Below are 13,336 nucleotides of genomic sequence, written 5' to 3'. Positions count from 1 at the left end.
CGATCAGATTTTCCAGCCCGAATGAATGTTCACAGCACCGCCGAGGATCGACTCGACGCGGGTTTGCGTAAAGCCCGCCGCCTTGATCATCGCCTCGAACTCGGGCGGACGCGGGAAGCGGCGGATCGATTCGGCGAGGTAGCGATAGCTCTCCTCGTCATTGGCGATCAGCTTGCCCATCAGCGGCATCAGGCGGTGCGAGTAGAGGTCGTAGACTTCCTTGAAGCCGGGCCAGTCGGTGCTGGAGAACTCCATGCAATAGAACCGACCGCCATGCTTGAGCACCCGATGCGCCTCGGCCAGCGCCTTGTCGATGTGGGTCACGTTGCGGATGCCGAATACGATCGTGTAGGCATCGAACTGCCGGTCGGAGAAGGTCAGCTCCTCGGCATTCTGGCACGACCAGACGAGGCCGTCGATCCCGCGCTCCATCGCCCGCTCCACGCCCACATCGAGCATGTCCTGGTTGATGTCGGAGACGATCACTTCCGCGCCCGCCGCGGCCATGCGGAAGGCGATATCGCCGGTGCCGCCCGCCATGTCGAGAATCGCCTCGCCGCTGCGCGGTTTGACGCGGCGCACGAAGCGGTCTTTCCAGAGGCGGTGCATCCCGCCCGACATCGCATCGTTCATGATGTCGTACTTGGCGGCGACATTGGAAAAGACGCCGCCTACGCGTGCGGTCTTCTCGTCGGGGGTGACGTCTTCGTAGCCGAAGGAAACGGTATCGCTCATGGTTTTGCGCCTTAGGGTGAAACTCGGGTGACGTCTATTCGCGGTTGCTTTCGCATCCGCTGTGCCCGGCACCAGCCCTCTGCACCTCCCGACCACCCGACAGGGTCATGCCAAGGGTGGTTGGGAGGGGCAGAGGGCTGGCACCGCCCCCGGCAAACCACCATATCCTCCGGCGACACGTTGCCAATCGCCGGAAAACAAATGCCCGAACTCCCCGAGGTCGAGACCACAGTGCGCGGTCTCGCCCTCCATCTCGACAACCAGATCATCACCGCAGCGCGCACCGCGCGGCTCGACATGCGACGGCCCTTCCCCGAAGGACTCGGCCAGGCGCTGGTCGGTGCGCGGGTGACGGGCCTCTCGCGCCGAGCGAAGTTCGGCCTCATCCACACCGATCGCGACCAGACGCTGATCTTCCATCTCGGGATGAGCGGGCGCTGGCGAATCGACCCCGAGAGTGCAGACAAGCACGACCACCTGATGATCGAGACCGAGGCGAATCGATTCGCGCTCAACGACCCACGCCGATTCGGCTGGGTCGACATCACCGACACCGCGCTGCTCGACAGCTGGCCGAGCTTTGCCGCGATGGGGCCCGAGCCCCTAGGCCCGGACCTGACGCCGGGCTATCTCAGGGCCGTGCTGGCCGGGCGCAGGCAGGCGATCAAGCTGCTGCTGCTCGACCAGCGAATCGTCGCCGGGCTCGGCAATATCTATGTGTGCGAGGCGCTGTGGCGTGCCCGTATCAGCCCCAGGCGCGCAGGCGGGCGCATCTCGCTCGCCGCGCTCGAACGGCTGGTTCCCGCGATTCGCGAGGTGCTGGAGCAGTCAATTCGCGATGGCGGCTCGACCTTGCGCGATTATGCGCGGCCCGACGGCGAACTGGGCTATTTCGCCACCCGCTTCCACGTGTATGGCCGCACCGACGAGGCATGCCACCGCGACGACGGCGGCCACGTCGTGCGATTCGAACAGGGCGGGCGCAGCACGTGGTATTGCCCCAGGTGCCAGCGCTGAGCGGCGGATATCCGCCCCGGCGGTTTCCCCCAAATTCCTTGACGTCCGCCAGCATCACCCCTATGTGCCGCGCCTTCCGGCGAGCAATCGCCGCTCCCGATTTACAAAGAGACACTCACGGCCGCGCGGTTCGCGGCTCGAAACAAGGACGACCATGGCCAATACGCCGCAAGCCCGCAAACGCATCCGTCGCAACGCGCGCCGCGCCGAAATCAACGGTTCGCGCATGAGCCGCATCCGCACCTTCGTGAAGAAGGTGGAGAAGGCGATCGAAGGCGGCGACAAGGAAGCTGCCCAGAACGCCCTTCGCGACGCGCAGCCCGAACTCGCTCGTGGCGTTGCCCGCGGGGTTCTCCACAAGAACACCGCTTCGCGCAAGATGTCGCGCCTTTCCAAGCGGGTCTCGGCGCTCTAGCCCTCCCTCTTCAAGCACAATTCAACCGCGGTTTCGGGGTCGTCGCAGTGTGCGACGGCCCCTTGTCGTTCTTGTCGTAAAGGCGACGCAACACGTTTGCGATTCGGCCCCGGAAACCCGTCGATTCGAGTGCCACAAAGGGCGAAAAAGCCTAGTTTACAGTGCCTTGAACGGCGGCCTGCGCCTCTGCGCACTGTCAAATTCTTTATTTCAAATTGGCTACCATTTCGCGCTTGCCGAAGACCCCGCAGAACTGTTTATTGGTCGTCACCGCCGGGGATGGGACACCCCGAGGGGACTAAATTGAAGTTTGGCCGGTGGGGGGCCTGAACACCGTTCGCGATGAAACGCGACTACGGTGCGGGGCCCGCTTTACTCATCGAACGCAGAACGTTGAAATGCTCGGAAGCGACATGCGCTTCCGGCAGCGGAGGTGTATTACCAAGTCATGGCACGAATTCCTGACAGCAGCGGAGCGGCGCGCAAGCGCGCCAAGGGCGATAGCGAAACCGATATGGAGCGGGTCGCACTGACCGCCGACTGGGACGATATCAGCACCGGGCTGCGCAAGGACCTCGGCCATCAGCTTCACAGCCAATGGATCAAGCCGATCCAGCTGGGCGATTTCGACGCCGCAACCGGGACGCTGGCGCTTTACCTGCCGTCCGAATTCGCAGCCGAGTGGGTGCGTAAGCATTTTGCCGACCGCCTCTCGCTCGCATGGAAGATCATGCGGGCGGAAATCAAGACGGTCGCGATCGAAGTGCATCCCAGCCGCAAGCGCATGGCCGACATCTCGCTGAGCGATTCGCGCCGCCCCGCGAATGACGGGCCCGAACTGCGCGTGGTCTCCGATGACGGCTTCGGGGATCCCGGCTTCAGCAGCGTCGGCCTCGACGCCTCGCTCACCTTTGCCGCCTTCGTGACCGGCGATGCCAACGTGTTGGCCCGCAACGCCGCTCAGCGCATGGCGGCGGACGAGAAGCCCCAGTTCTCGCCGCTCTACATCAAGGCGGCGACCGGACAGGGCAAGACACACCTGCTGCACGCCATCGGCCACCAGTTCCTTTCCGCCCACCCGCGTGCGCGCATCTTCTACTGCAGTGCCGAGCGTTTCATGGTCGAGTTCGTCCAGGCGCTGAAGCAGAACCGGATGATCGAGTTCAAGACGCGGCTGCGCGGGTTCGATCTGCTGCTGGTGGACGACCTGCAGTTCATCATCGGCAAGGCGAGCGCGCAGGAAGAGCTGCTCTACACGATCGATCACCTCCTCTCGGAGGGCAAGCGGCTCGTCTTCGCCGCCGACCGCGCGCCGCAGGCGCTCGATTCGGTCGAGCCGCGCCTGCTCAGCCGCCTGTCGATGGGGCTGGTCGCGGACATCCAGCCGGCCGATCTCGAACTGCGTCGCTCGATCCTCGAATCGAAGCTGACCCGGTTTGCGCCGCTCAGCGTGCCCGACGACGTGGTCGATTTCCTCGCCCGCACGATCACCCGCAATGTGCGCGAGCTGGTCGGCGGTCTCAACAAGCTGATCGCCTATGCCCAGCTGACCGGCCAGCCGGTCTCGCTGCAGCTGGCCGAGGAACAGCTGACCGATATCCTCTCTGCCAACCGCCGCCGGATCACGATCGACGAGATCCAGCGGACCGTATGCCAGTTCTACCGCATCGACCGCTCCGAGATGAGCAGCAAGCGCCGCACCCGCGCGGTGGTCCGCCCGCGACAGGTCGCGATGTACCTCTCGAAGGTGCTCACCCCGCGCAGCTACCCCGAAATCGGGCGCAAGTTCGGCGGACGCGACCACTCGACCGTGATCCACGCGGTCAAGCTGATCGAGGATCTGCGCACCCGCGATGCCGACATGGACGGCGACGTTCGCAGCCTGCTGCGCCAGCTCGAAAGCTGATCGCGCCACCCACAGTGGGCCCACAGCCGATCGACAGATTGCGCACCGATTGTCGGCAGGCCCATCCACAGGTCTGTCGACAGGTCGCACACAGGCTGCCAACAGCCTGTCCATGGCCGATCCCCAGACCCCTCCGGCACGAATCGAACTGCCCGGCTCGCTCCCGGCGGCGCTGCTGCGCGGCCTGCGCGGACATTGCCCGCGCTGCGGCGAGGCGCGCCTGTTCCGCAAGTGGCTCAAGCCAGTCGAGCACTGCCAGCATTGCCGGCAGGACTGGTCGGTGCAGCAGGCCGACGATTTTCCGGCCTATATCGGCATCTTCGTGGTCGGCCATCTGCTCGCACCCGTGGTCATCACCATGATCGGCACTTTCGGCATATCCGCCGGACTGACGCTCGCGATCATCCTGCCGGTCGCCATCGCGATGCTGATCGCCATGCTCCAGCCGGTGAAGGGCGGCGTCATCGCCTTCCTTTGGTGGTTCGGCATCGGCGCCTTCGTGCAGGAGCGCCGCGCCGAGGAGACCGATCCGTCGTGACCATGGCACCCGAACGGCTGGAGCGTTTCGCACGTCACATCGTGCTGCCCGAAGTGGGCGGCGCGGGGCAGGCCACGCTCGCTGAAAAGCATGTCGCGCTGGTCGGCCTCGGCGGGATCGGCAGCCCGGCGCTGCAATATCTCGCGGGCGCGGGGATCGGGCGGCTCACGCTGATCGATTCGGGCGATGTCGAGCTCTCCAACCTCCAGCGCCAGACGATCTACACCACCCGCGACATCGGCCACGCCAAGGCGGTCGCAGCGCGCCGGTGGCTCGCCAATTTCGACGGCGCGATTCCGGCAGACGTCTATGACGACCGGATCGACGCGCAAAATGCCGCCGCGCGGATTACCGACGCGGATCTCGTGCTTGACGGGACCGACAATTTCGCCACCCGGCTCGCGGTGTCGGACGCATGCGTCGCGGCGGGCATTCCGCTGCTCTCGGCGGCGGTGGGGCGCTTTCAGGGCCAGGTGGGAGCCTTCGCCGGGCACCTGCCCGACCGGCCCTGCTACCGGTGCTTCGTCGGCGATGCCTTCGATGCGGACGACTGCGACACCTGCGCCGAGGACGGGATCCTGGGCGCGATGGTCGGCTGGGTGGGCAGCTTCGCCGCGATGCAGGCAATCCGCGTGCTTCTTGGCGGCGCGAGCACGTTCGGCGATCCGCGCTGGGGCGAACTCCACCTGATCGACGGCCTCAAGCCCGCCATGCGCACGCTGACAATCGCCAAGGACCCGCACTGCCGGGGCTGCGGATCACCGGGTACGCGCTGAGTGGCTTGGCGGCGCTCCTCGTGCCGCCCATCGCGAACAGACAACCGTCGACCGAAAAATATTGCGATCGCGAAACAAATTCGCCCGTCATGCTTTTCTGAGACGTCGAACAGGAGAAGTATTTTATGAATATCAAGAATTTCGCAGGCCTCGCAGCCGCAGCATCGCTGGCCGCAGCTCCCGTCGCGCTTCAGGCCGCACCGTCGATGGACCGCGCCGTTGCGCCGGTCGAAGGTGAATCCGAACTCTCCGGCGGCATTGGTGCCGCAGCCATCATCCTCGCCATCGGTGCCATCGGCGTCGGTGCGCTTCTGATCGCGGACGACGATGATGGTGTGAGCGCGTAAACACCACCTATCAGCTTTGCTAGCTGTTCGAACGGGCCGGAGGGATCTTCCCTCCGGCCCGTTTTCGTTTGCCGCTAGCTCTCCAGCACGCTCGCCACCCATTCCGGCACCAGCACACCCGCCCTGCCCTGGCGCGATTCGTCGAACCAGTGCGAGCCTTCGCTGCGCTGCAGATTGAGTTCGAGCGTGCGCGCACCATAGGCCGCCGCTTCCTGCACGAAGCCCGCTGCGGGATAGACCGCCCCGCTCGTCCCGATCGACACGAAAAGATCGGCCTTCGCGAGCGCGGCATAGATGCGCTCCATCTCGTAGGGCATCTCGCCGAACCACACGACATCGGGGCGCAGGGCAGGCGCGCCGCAGGATGCGCAGGCGGGCGCGCCCCTCAGCGGGCCGCTCCACGCCACGCGGTGCCCGCAGGATGCGCACAGGGCGCTGCGCAGTTCCCCGTGCATGTGCAGCACACGGCGTGCGCCCGCACGCTCGTGCAGGTCGTCGACATTCTGCGTCACGATCAGCAGGCTGCGATCGTCATCGTCAGGCCACTGCGCATCGAGCTGCGCCAGCGCCGCGTGGGCCGCATTGGGCTCGACCGAATCGAGCGCCGCACGCCGCGCATCGTAGAAGCCCTGCACCAGCGCCGGATTACGCGCGAACGCCTCCGGCGTGGCGACATCCTCGATCCGGTGTTTTTCCCACAGGCCGCCGGCGTCGCGAAACGTATCGATCCCACTCTCTGCGGATATCCCGGCGCCTGTCAGGATGACGATGTTGCGAATGTCTGCCATGGAACGCATCAAACACTGGCAAGACGGAAGCGCAATGGCGGCAATCGGAATCATCGGGCGCGACGGGCGCATGGGGCAGGCGATCGCCGCTGCGATCGAAGCAGGCGAGCACAGCCTTGCAGGCGGCGTGGACCGGGGCGAGGATGTTGCCGGGCTGGCCGACCGCAGCGACGTGCTGATCGACTTTTCCGCGCCGCAGGCGCTCGAGGGCAATCTGCATGCGGCGGTCGGCGCGGGGGTGCCGATCCTGATCGGGACGACCGGGCTGGAAGAACAGCACCACACCGCGATCGACCATGCCGCGCACGCGGTCGCCGTGCTGCAGACCGGCAATACCTCGCTCGGCGTGACCATGCTGGCGAAGCTCGTGCGCGAGGCGGCGAGCGCGCTGGGCCCGCAGTGGGATGTCGAGATCGTCGAGATGCACCACCGCCGGAAGGTCGATGCCCCTTCGGGCACCGCACTGCTTCTGGGCGAGGCGGCGGCACAGGGGCGCGGGATCGACCTTGCCGCGCATTCGGAGCGCGGGCGCGACGGCCATACGGGCGCGCGCGGCGACGGCGCGATCGGCTTTGCGTCCTTGCGCGGCGGCACGGTCGCGGGCGAGCACAGCGTCATCCTGGCGGGCGAGAACGAGCGGATCGAGCTACGCCACGTGGCGGAGGACCGTTCGCTCTTCGCACAGGGCGCGCTGACGGGCGCCGAATGGCTGATCGGCAAGGAGCCCGCGCGCTACGCCATGGAGGATGTGCTGGGTCTATGAGCAAGGTGGACGCTGCGGCCTGCCAGTGGCGCGAGGAAGGCGGCGGAGAAGCTGCGGCCGCGCGCTGCCTCGCCTTTCTCGAAGAGGTGGGCATCGAGGTCGACTGGTTTAGCGGGGATGGCCAGAAGCAACCGCTCGACGGGCTGGCGATCGTGAACGGGCGCCTGCTGGTCGATCCCGAGACGCCGATCTGGCCTGGCGACCTGTTGCACGAGGGTGGGCATATCGCCGGCGCCGCGCCCGAGGATCGCCCTTCGCTGGGCCCCGTCGAAGCCGACCCGGCCGCCGAGATGATGGCGATCGCCTGGTCCTACGCGGCCTCGCTGCAATGCGGGATCACTCCCGAACAGCTGTTTCACGATGGCGGCTATCGGGGCGATGCCCCCAATCTGCGCTCCAGCTTCCTTGTGGGCCCGGGCATCGGTACCCCGATGCTCGCGCTCTACGGGATGACCGCCGAGCCGCACCGGGCGCAGGAGCAGGGAATGGCCCCCTTCCCGGCAATGGCGCGCTGGTTGCGATAGGACCACATCCGACTTCTGCCATGACCAAAGACCAGATCTTCGAATTCTTCCGCCGCCTGGCCGAAGGCAACCCTTCGCCCGAGACCGAGCTGGAATATGGCAACGCCTACCAGCTGCTCGTCGCGGTAACGCTGAGCGCTCAGGCGACCGATGTCGGTGTCAACAAGGCCACGCGCGCCCTGTTTGCCGAGGTGGAGACGCCGCAGCAAATGCTCGATCTGGGCGAAGAGGGGCTAAAGCAGCACATCAAGACGATCGGGCTGTTCAATTCCAAGGCCAGGAACGTCATCGCGATGGCGCGGCTGCTGGTGGACGAGCATGGCGGCAAGGTGCCGCAAACGCGCGAGGAGCTGGTCACGCTGCCCGGCGTCGGCCGCAAGACCGCCAATGTCGTGCTCAACTGCGCCTTTGGGCAGGAAACCTTCGCGGTCGACACGCATATCTTCCGCGTCGGCAACCGCACCGGCCTCGCCAAGGGCAAGACTCCCGAGCAGGTCGAGGCCAAGCTGGAAAAGCGCGTGCCGGGCCCCTTCCGCCTCCACGCACACCACTGGCTGATCCTGCACGGCCGCTACGTATGCAAGGCGCGCACGCCCGAATGCTGGCACTGCGAGCTCGTCGACCTGTGCAGTTTCCGCAAGAAGGTGCTGGAAAAGCCGAAAGGCCGCTAGCGGTCGGGCTTCCCGTCGAGGCAGATGGTCTCGCCCGGCTGCAGCGTCGCCTGCGGGCTGATGCCTTCCAGATAGATCAGCGTCTCCGCTTCCTGCTGGTTCATCCCCATCGCGGTCGCATGCGCCATCAGCTGCGGCACGGTGAAGCCCGCGCCGTCCTGGGGCACCGTGATCGACGTGCCTCCGCAGGCCGCGCCGCCGCCCTGCGTGCAGGCAGCGAGCAGCGCGCACGCCGCCCCTGTGACGAGAACGCGGAGGCTACACATCGTCGGCACTGATCAGTTCTTCGCGGTCCAGTTCGCCGGTCATGTTGGCGACCGTCACCGCCACCGCAGCGTCGCCGCTGACATTGGTGGTGGTGCGCATCATGTCCATGATCCGGTCTACCCCTGCGACGAAGGCGATCGTTTCCAGCGGCACCCCGACCGCGCCGAACACCAGCGCCATCATGATCAGCCCCGCGCCGGGAATGCCCGCCGCGCCGACCGCACCCAAAGTCGCGAGGATCGAGATCAGGAAGTACTGGCCCCAGCTCAGGTCCACGCCGAAGATCTGCGCGCCGAACAGCGTCGCCAACCCCAGATACATCGCGGTGCCGTTCATGTTGATCGTCGCCCCCAGCGCGATCACGAAGCTGGCGACCGAGTTGGAGACGCCGAGGTTGCGCTCCGCACAGCGCAGCGTCACCGGCAGCGTCGCGTTGGAGCTGGCGGTGGAATAGCTGACCGCCATCGCGTCCACGATCCCGCGGAAGAAACCGATCACCGGCAGCCGCGCGATCAGCTTTATCATCGCCGAATACATAACGAAGATGATCAGCAGGCAGCCGAAATAGTTCAGGCCAACCAGCTTGCCGAGCGCAACCAGCGCATCGAAGCCGAGCGTGCCGGAAACCCATGCCATGAGCGCGAATACGCCGAACGGTGTCAACTCCATCACCACCATGGTGACGTTCTGCATCACCACCGCGCCCGAATCGAAGATCTTCTGGACCGGTCCGCCCTCTTCCTTTGCCATCAGGATGCCGATCCCGATCAGCAGGGAGAAGACGATCAGCGGCAGCACGTTGACGTCCGCCATCACCTGCACCGGGCTTTGCGGCACGATGCCCAGGATCATCTCGCGCCAGGTGGTCTCGTTCGGCACCGGCGTTGGCCCCAGGTCCAGCCCGGTGGTATCCACGCCGATCCCCGGCTGGATCACCGTGCCGAGGAAGAGGCCCAGCCACACCGCGATCTGTCCGGTCACCACGAAGATCAGCAGCGCCCGGCCGCCGACGGCACCCAGCTTGCGCAGGTCGCCGATCGCCGCGACGCCCGAGACGAGGCTGAAGAAGATCAGCGGGACGACCAGCATCTTGATGAAGGCGATGAAGACGTCGCCGATGATCTTGATGCTTTCCGCGTCGGGGCCCCACAGCCGGCCGGTGATGATGCCGAGCACGAGCGCGGCAATCACCCGCTGCCACAGCGGAATGGCGAACCATTTGGCGAACAAGTCTTCTTCCCCCTTATCCTTGGTCGTCGATGCGTAGCGAAGCAATCCGGAGACCGATAGAGCGCACGTGCGCAGACCGGTGTGGGCCATTGATCGCCGCAGCGCCTGCAGCCGCTCGCGATGACGTTTATGCCGCGAGCGCAGCCTTTGCGATCCGGGTGTAGATTCGGGCCAGCGCCGCCAGATCCTCCACCGCCACCGCCTCGTCGGTCTTGTGCATGGTGGCGTTCACCAGCCCGAATTCGATCACGGGGCAGACCGCGCGCAGGAAGCGTGCATCCGATGTCCCGCCGCTGGTGGAAGCTTCGGGCACCACGCCCGTCTCGGCCTCCACCGCCGCGGCGATCAGCTGCGAAAAGTCGCCCGGCGGGGTCAGGAACGGCTCGCCCGAGATCACGGGGCGCACATCGACCTGATGCTGGGCGCAGATCGCGGTCACCTTTTCGCTGAGCGAAGCGCCCGAATGCAGGTCGTTGAACCGGATGGAAAGGCGCGCCCGGGCCTCACCGGGGATCACGTTATGCGCAGGATTGCCGACCTCGATATCGGTGATCTCGAGATTGCTCGGCTGGAACCAGTCGGTGCCTTCGTCCAGCTCGAGCGCCTCCAGCTCACCCATCGCGGCGACCAGCCGCGGGATCGGATTGTCCGCCAGATGCGGATAGGCGACGTGGCCCTGCATGCCCTTGGCGCTCAGCCACATGTTGACCGAGCCGCGCCGACCGATCTTCATCATGTCGCCCAGCCGGTTCACGCTGGTCGGCTCGCCGACGAGGCACAGGTCGGGCGCATGGTCGTTCGCGCGCATGAAATCGATCAGCGCCCGGGTGCCGTGCAGCGCCGGCCCTTCCTCGTCGCCGGTGATGACGAAGCTGATCGTGCCTGCTTCGCGCGGCACATCGGCCACGGCGGCGACCATGCAGGCAATCGCGCCCTTCATGTCGACCGCGCCGCGTCCGTAGAGCAGCTCGCCGCGCTGCTCGGGCTCGAACGCATCGCTCGCCCAGCCCGTACCGGGTGGCACGACATCAAGATGTCCGGCAAAGGCGAGATGCTTCCCCCCCTCGGGGCCCCGCCGGATCGCGAACAGGTTCTCGACCGGAGCCTCGTCCGATCCTTCGCGTCCGTCGCCGCGAACGAAGCGGTGAATCTCAAACCCCAGCGGCTCGAGCATGGCCTGCATTTCGTCGAACACCCCGCCGGTGGCCGGGGTAACGCTGGGCGCGGCGATCAGCCGCTTGGCGAGGTCGAGCACATCAGTCATGCCTGGTGCGCTAGCAGGAGACTTCGCCGATGCCCAAGCTCGATCTCGATGCGATCCCTCAGACCAACGCGACCGGCTATCCCGCCCCTTTCGACCGCGAAGTGCAGGGGCGCTGGTATCGCCGTCTTGCGCCCGTTGCCGGACTGACGCGGATGGGGGCGAGCCACGTGGTGCTGAAGCCGGGGGCGTGGTCGAGCCAGCGGCATTGGCACAGCGCGGAAGACGAACTGGTGGTCATGCTGGCGGGCGAGGCGGTGCTGGTGGAGGATGACGGTGAAACTATCATCCGCCCCGGCGATGTCGTCGCATGGGCAGCGGGGGTCGCGAACGGCCACCACCTCCAGAACTGCAGCGATGCCGATTGCGTCTTCGTGGCGATCAGCGCGGGGCCGAAGGATGGCGACTCGGGCGAATATCCCGATATCGACATGGGCTTCGACGCCGAGGGTTACGCTCACAAGGACGGCACGCGCTACGCAGCCAAGCGCACGCCCTAGTCTCGGGTCGGCTCGGGCAGCGGCCCCGGCGCCATCGCGCGGTCGAGCAGGTACGCGATCCGCAGCCCGGCCTGCGTGACCCGGCGTTGCGAGACGGGAATCGCCGCCTCGATAGCTTCCTGCGTCAGTGCGGTTTCGTCGGGCAGGGGCCCGTCGAGCGGGCTGCGGTCGAAGGCATTGGGGTAGACGAAATCGCGCGCGGTCTCCCAGCTTTCGCGGCCCCAGTCGGCGGGTGTACCTCCCGCCAGGTCGGCACGCTCGGCCGCGGTGTAGCGGCGGACCAGCGTGGGCCGCGCGCTGGTGATCGCGCGCTCGGCCAGCGGACCGTCCCAGATCCAGTGCAGGTTGAGCCCCGGTGCGATGCCATAGGCGGCCTCGCGGTCGTTGCCGCCCCGGTCGTCGAGGTCGCCCGAATGCAGCGGCATGTGGATGTCGCCCGCGAAGTGGACGACGAAGGCGAGCGCCTCCAGCCGGACATTGTCGGGCAGGCTCTCGTCGGCGAGAATGTGGAAGTTCCGTTCGATCTGCGCGCTGACGCAGTTGCCGCCGGAGCAGTTCTTGCGCGCGTCGTATTCCTCGGTCACCGGCTCGGTCTGGTAATGCCAGGCCGAGGTATAACCCCAGCGCCAGCCCTCGCGCCGGATGCAGTCGGGCCAGGTTGCCGCTTCCACCAGGTTGCCCAGCGCGCAATCGGGCGTGCCCATCTGCGCCTCGGCTCTAAAGAGCCGGTCCAGCTTGGCGCGCGTCTCGGGCTTGATGTTGGCAAGCGCGATTTCAGCGGTGATCCCGTGGGCATAATAGCCCCAGGCCGAAACCGGGGCGTGCATCACCAGCGCCAGCAGCCCGAGCCCCGCACCGATGCGCGCGCCTATGCGGCGGGCATGCTCTCGTATTGTTCGATGACCCATTGTTCGTCCTCGGCGGCGGCAATCCATTGCTGGAGCCAGTCGTGCGTCCAGACCGCCTGCATGTAGCTTTGCGCGAAGCCCGGTACACCGAAGCCGTAGGTGATGAAACGGCTGACCACGGGGGCATAGAAGATATCCGCCGCGCCGAAGGTGCCGAACAGGAACGGCCCGCCGTTGCCGAAGCGCGCCCGCGCCTCCGCCCACAGGCCGAGGATGCGGACGACGTCGTGCTTCGTGCCTTCCGAAATCTTCGCGTTCTCGTGCCGAACGCGAATATTCATCGGGCACTCGCGCCGCAGCGAGAGGTACGAGCTGTGCATCTCGGCGACCATCGCACGAGCCATCGCGCGCGCCGCATCCTCTTTCGGCCAGAAGCGATCGCGCCCGACCTTGTCGGCCAGATATTCCAGAATCGCGAGACTGTCCCACACGACGGCCTCCCCATCCTCGTTGGTGTCCCACAACACGGGCACCTTGCCCGAAGACGGGGTCAACTCGCCATCGCTGCGCTTCTTGGCCTCCCAGTCCTCGCCGAACAGGGGCACGGTGATCTCGTCGAAGGAGAGGCCGGCCTGCTTGCAGGCGAGCCAGCCGCGCAGGCTCCAGCTGGAATAGTTCTTGTTGCCGATGATCAGTTTCATGTCGTGCCGCGTCGCGTTCTCGAGGGGGGTGAGCATGCGGTTAAAGGGC

The 13,336-nt window shown here is 66.3% G+C and carries 17 protein-coding genes; 10 read left to right on the top strand and 7 right to left on the bottom strand.

Annotation, left to right across the window (positions count from 1 at the left end):
- Positions 1–3: 3 nt before the first annotated feature.
- Positions 4–735 (bottom strand): class I SAM-dependent methyltransferase, encoded by a 732-nt coding sequence (locus ACYQ0L_RS09275; RefSeq protein ID WP_459788812.1) that lies wholly within the window; start codon positions 733–735, stop codon positions 4–6.
- A gap of 201 nt (positions 736–936) precedes the next feature.
- Here ACYQ0L_RS09275 and mutM point away from each other — a divergent pair, with 201 nt between their 5' ends.
- From mutM to ACYQ0L_RS09245, 6 genes are all read left to right on the top strand, one after another.
- Positions 937–1,752, top strand: coding sequence for a bifunctional DNA-formamidopyrimidine glycosylase/DNA-(apurinic or apyrimidinic site) lyase (mutM, locus tag ACYQ0L_RS09270; RefSeq protein ID WP_459788811.1), 816 nt, complete (start codon positions 937–939; stop codon positions 1,750–1,752).
- Positions 1,753–1,906: 154 nt separating this feature from the next.
- Positions 1,907–2,167, top strand: coding sequence for a 30S ribosomal protein S20 (rpsT, locus tag ACYQ0L_RS09265; RefSeq protein WP_459788810.1), 261 nt, complete (start codon positions 1,907–1,909; stop codon positions 2,165–2,167).
- 448 nt (positions 2,168–2,615) lie between these two features.
- Positions 2,616–4,073 carry a chromosomal replication initiator protein DnaA gene (gene dnaA, locus ACYQ0L_RS09260; protein WP_459788809.1) on the top strand — a complete coding sequence of 486 codons (1,458 nt, stop codon included), beginning with the start codon at positions 2,616–2,618 and terminating at the stop codon, positions 4,071–4,073.
- Positions 4,074–4,185: 112 nt separating this feature from the next.
- Entirely contained in the window at positions 4,186–4,611 is a 426-nt protein-coding gene (locus tag ACYQ0L_RS09255; RefSeq protein ID WP_459788808.1) for a DUF983 domain-containing protein, read from the top strand.
- Between the two features lie 2 nt (positions 4,612–4,613).
- Entirely contained in the window at positions 4,614–5,387 is a 774-nt protein-coding gene (locus ACYQ0L_RS09250) for a HesA/MoeB/ThiF family protein (protein WP_459789027.1), read from the top strand.
- Positions 5,388–5,512: 125 nt separating this feature from the next.
- Positions 5,513–5,734 (top strand): hypothetical protein, encoded by a 222-nt coding sequence (locus ACYQ0L_RS09245; RefSeq protein WP_459788807.1) that lies wholly within the window; start codon positions 5,513–5,515, stop codon positions 5,732–5,734.
- A 74-nt stretch (positions 5,735–5,808) separates the two neighbouring features.
- Here ACYQ0L_RS09245 and ACYQ0L_RS09240 read toward each other — a convergent pair whose 3' ends face one another.
- A complete protein-coding gene (locus ACYQ0L_RS09240) occupies positions 5,809–6,522 on the bottom strand; it encodes an NAD-dependent deacylase (protein ID WP_459788806.1) in 714 nt (237 codons plus the stop codon).
- Positions 6,523–6,556: 34 nt separating this feature from the next.
- Between ACYQ0L_RS09240 and dapB the strand changes: the two genes are divergently transcribed.
- From dapB to nth, 3 genes are read left to right on the top strand one after another with little or no spacing between them, the layout of a single operon-like run.
- Entirely contained in the window at positions 6,557–7,285 is a 729-nt protein-coding gene (dapB, locus tag ACYQ0L_RS09235) for a 4-hydroxy-tetrahydrodipicolinate reductase (RefSeq protein WP_459789026.1), read from the top strand.
- Positions 7,282–7,809 carry a hypothetical protein gene (locus ACYQ0L_RS09230; protein ID WP_459788804.1) on the top strand — a complete coding sequence of 176 codons (528 nt, stop codon included), beginning with the start codon at positions 7,282–7,284 and terminating at the stop codon, positions 7,807–7,809. The genes dapB and ACYQ0L_RS09230 overlap by 4 nt, the downstream gene beginning before the upstream one ends.
- Before the next feature lie 20 nt (positions 7,810–7,829).
- Positions 7,830–8,480 carry an endonuclease III gene (gene nth, locus ACYQ0L_RS09225; protein ID WP_459788802.1) on the top strand — a complete coding sequence of 217 codons (651 nt, stop codon included), beginning with the start codon at positions 7,830–7,832 and terminating at the stop codon, positions 8,478–8,480.
- Here the strand turns inward: nth and ACYQ0L_RS09220 are convergent.
- The 3 genes from ACYQ0L_RS09220 to dapE form a co-directional block, all read right to left on the bottom strand.
- The gene (locus ACYQ0L_RS09220; protein WP_459788801.1) at positions 8,477–8,746 is read right to left on the bottom strand and encodes a hypothetical protein; all 270 of its coding nucleotides are present in this window, start codon (positions 8,744–8,746) and stop codon (positions 8,477–8,479) included. The two genes, nth and ACYQ0L_RS09220, sit on opposite strands and share 4 nt — an antisense overlap.
- A complete protein-coding gene (locus ACYQ0L_RS09215) occupies positions 8,739–9,977 on the bottom strand; it encodes a dicarboxylate/amino acid:cation symporter (RefSeq protein WP_459788800.1) in 1,239 nt (412 codons plus the stop codon). Before ACYQ0L_RS09215 ends, ACYQ0L_RS09220 begins: the two co-directional genes overlap by 8 nt.
- Positions 9,978–10,104: 127 nt before the next feature.
- Complete coding sequence (gene dapE / locus ACYQ0L_RS09210) at positions 10,105–11,241, bottom strand: succinyl-diaminopimelate desuccinylase (protein ID WP_459788799.1); 1,137 nt, start codon at positions 11,239–11,241, stop codon at positions 10,105–10,107.
- Between the two features lie 29 nt (positions 11,242–11,270).
- On the opposite strand from dapE, the gene ACYQ0L_RS09205 reads away from it, so the two are divergent.
- Positions 11,271–11,738, top strand: a complete 468-nt coding sequence (locus ACYQ0L_RS09205) for a cupin domain-containing protein (protein WP_459788797.1) — start codon at positions 11,271–11,273, stop codon at positions 11,736–11,738.
- On the opposite strand, the gene ACYQ0L_RS09200 is transcribed toward ACYQ0L_RS09205, so the two are convergent.
- A complete protein-coding gene (locus tag ACYQ0L_RS09200; RefSeq protein ID WP_459788796.1) occupies positions 11,735–12,646 on the bottom strand; it encodes a S1/P1 nuclease in 912 nt (303 codons plus the stop codon). The two genes, ACYQ0L_RS09205 and ACYQ0L_RS09200, sit on opposite strands and share 4 nt — an antisense overlap.
- Positions 12,607–13,287, bottom strand: a complete 681-nt coding sequence (locus tag ACYQ0L_RS09195) for a glutathione S-transferase family protein (RefSeq protein WP_459788795.1) — start codon at positions 13,285–13,287, stop codon at positions 12,607–12,609. Before ACYQ0L_RS09195 ends, ACYQ0L_RS09200 begins: the two co-directional genes overlap by 40 nt.
- Positions 13,288–13,336: the final 49 nt, after the last annotated feature.

The sequence above is a fragment of the Alteriqipengyuania triglochinis genome, assembly GCF_054655655.1.
Note: the sequence above shows the minus strand (reverse complement) of the source record. Positions and strands in the feature narration are given on the sequence as shown.

Bases quoted from the DNA above. Each gene is read 5' to 3' on its own strand.
- ACYQ0L_RS09275 (WP_459788812.1), bottom strand. From the start codon at position 735: ATGAGCGATACCGTTTCCTTCGGCTACGAAGACGTCACCCCCGACGAG.
- mutM (WP_459788811.1), top strand. From the start codon at position 937: ATGCCCGAACTCCCCGAGGTCGAGACCACAGTGCGCGGTCTCGCCCTC.
- rpsT (WP_459788810.1), top strand. From the start codon at position 1,907: ATGGCCAATACGCCGCAAGCCCGCAAACGCATCCGTCGCAACGCGCGC.
- dnaA (WP_459788809.1), top strand. From the start codon at position 2,616: ATGGCACGAATTCCTGACAGCAGCGGAGCGGCGCGCAAGCGCGCCAAG.
- ACYQ0L_RS09255 (WP_459788808.1), top strand. From the start codon at position 4,186: ATGGCCGATCCCCAGACCCCTCCGGCACGAATCGAACTGCCCGGCTCG.
- ACYQ0L_RS09250 (WP_459789027.1), top strand. From the start codon at position 4,614: ATGGCACCCGAACGGCTGGAGCGTTTCGCACGTCACATCGTGCTGCCC.
- ACYQ0L_RS09245 (WP_459788807.1), top strand. From the start codon at position 5,513: ATGAATATCAAGAATTTCGCAGGCCTCGCAGCCGCAGCATCGCTGGCC.
- ACYQ0L_RS09240 (WP_459788806.1), bottom strand. From the start codon at position 6,522: ATGGCAGACATTCGCAACATCGTCATCCTGACAGGCGCCGGGATATCC.
- dapB (WP_459789026.1), top strand. From the start codon at position 6,557: ATGGCGGCAATCGGAATCATCGGGCGCGACGGGCGCATGGGGCAGGCG.
- ACYQ0L_RS09230 (WP_459788804.1), top strand. From the start codon at position 7,282: ATGAGCAAGGTGGACGCTGCGGCCTGCCAGTGGCGCGAGGAAGGCGGC.
- nth (WP_459788802.1), top strand. From the start codon at position 7,830: ATGACCAAAGACCAGATCTTCGAATTCTTCCGCCGCCTGGCCGAAGGC.
- ACYQ0L_RS09220 (WP_459788801.1), bottom strand. From the start codon at position 8,746: ATGTGTAGCCTCCGCGTTCTCGTCACAGGGGCGGCGTGCGCGCTGCTC.
- dapE (WP_459788799.1), bottom strand. From the start codon at position 11,241: ATGACTGATGTGCTCGACCTCGCCAAGCGGCTGATCGCCGCGCCCAGC.
- ACYQ0L_RS09205 (WP_459788797.1), top strand. From the start codon at position 11,271: ATGCCCAAGCTCGATCTCGATGCGATCCCTCAGACCAACGCGACCGGC.
- ACYQ0L_RS09200 (WP_459788796.1), bottom strand. From the start codon at position 12,646: ATGGGTCATCGAACAATACGAGAGCATGCCCGCCGCATAGGCGCGCGC.
- ACYQ0L_RS09195 (WP_459788795.1), bottom strand. From the start codon at position 13,287: ATGAAACTGATCATCGGCAACAAGAACTATTCCAGCTGGAGCCTGCGC.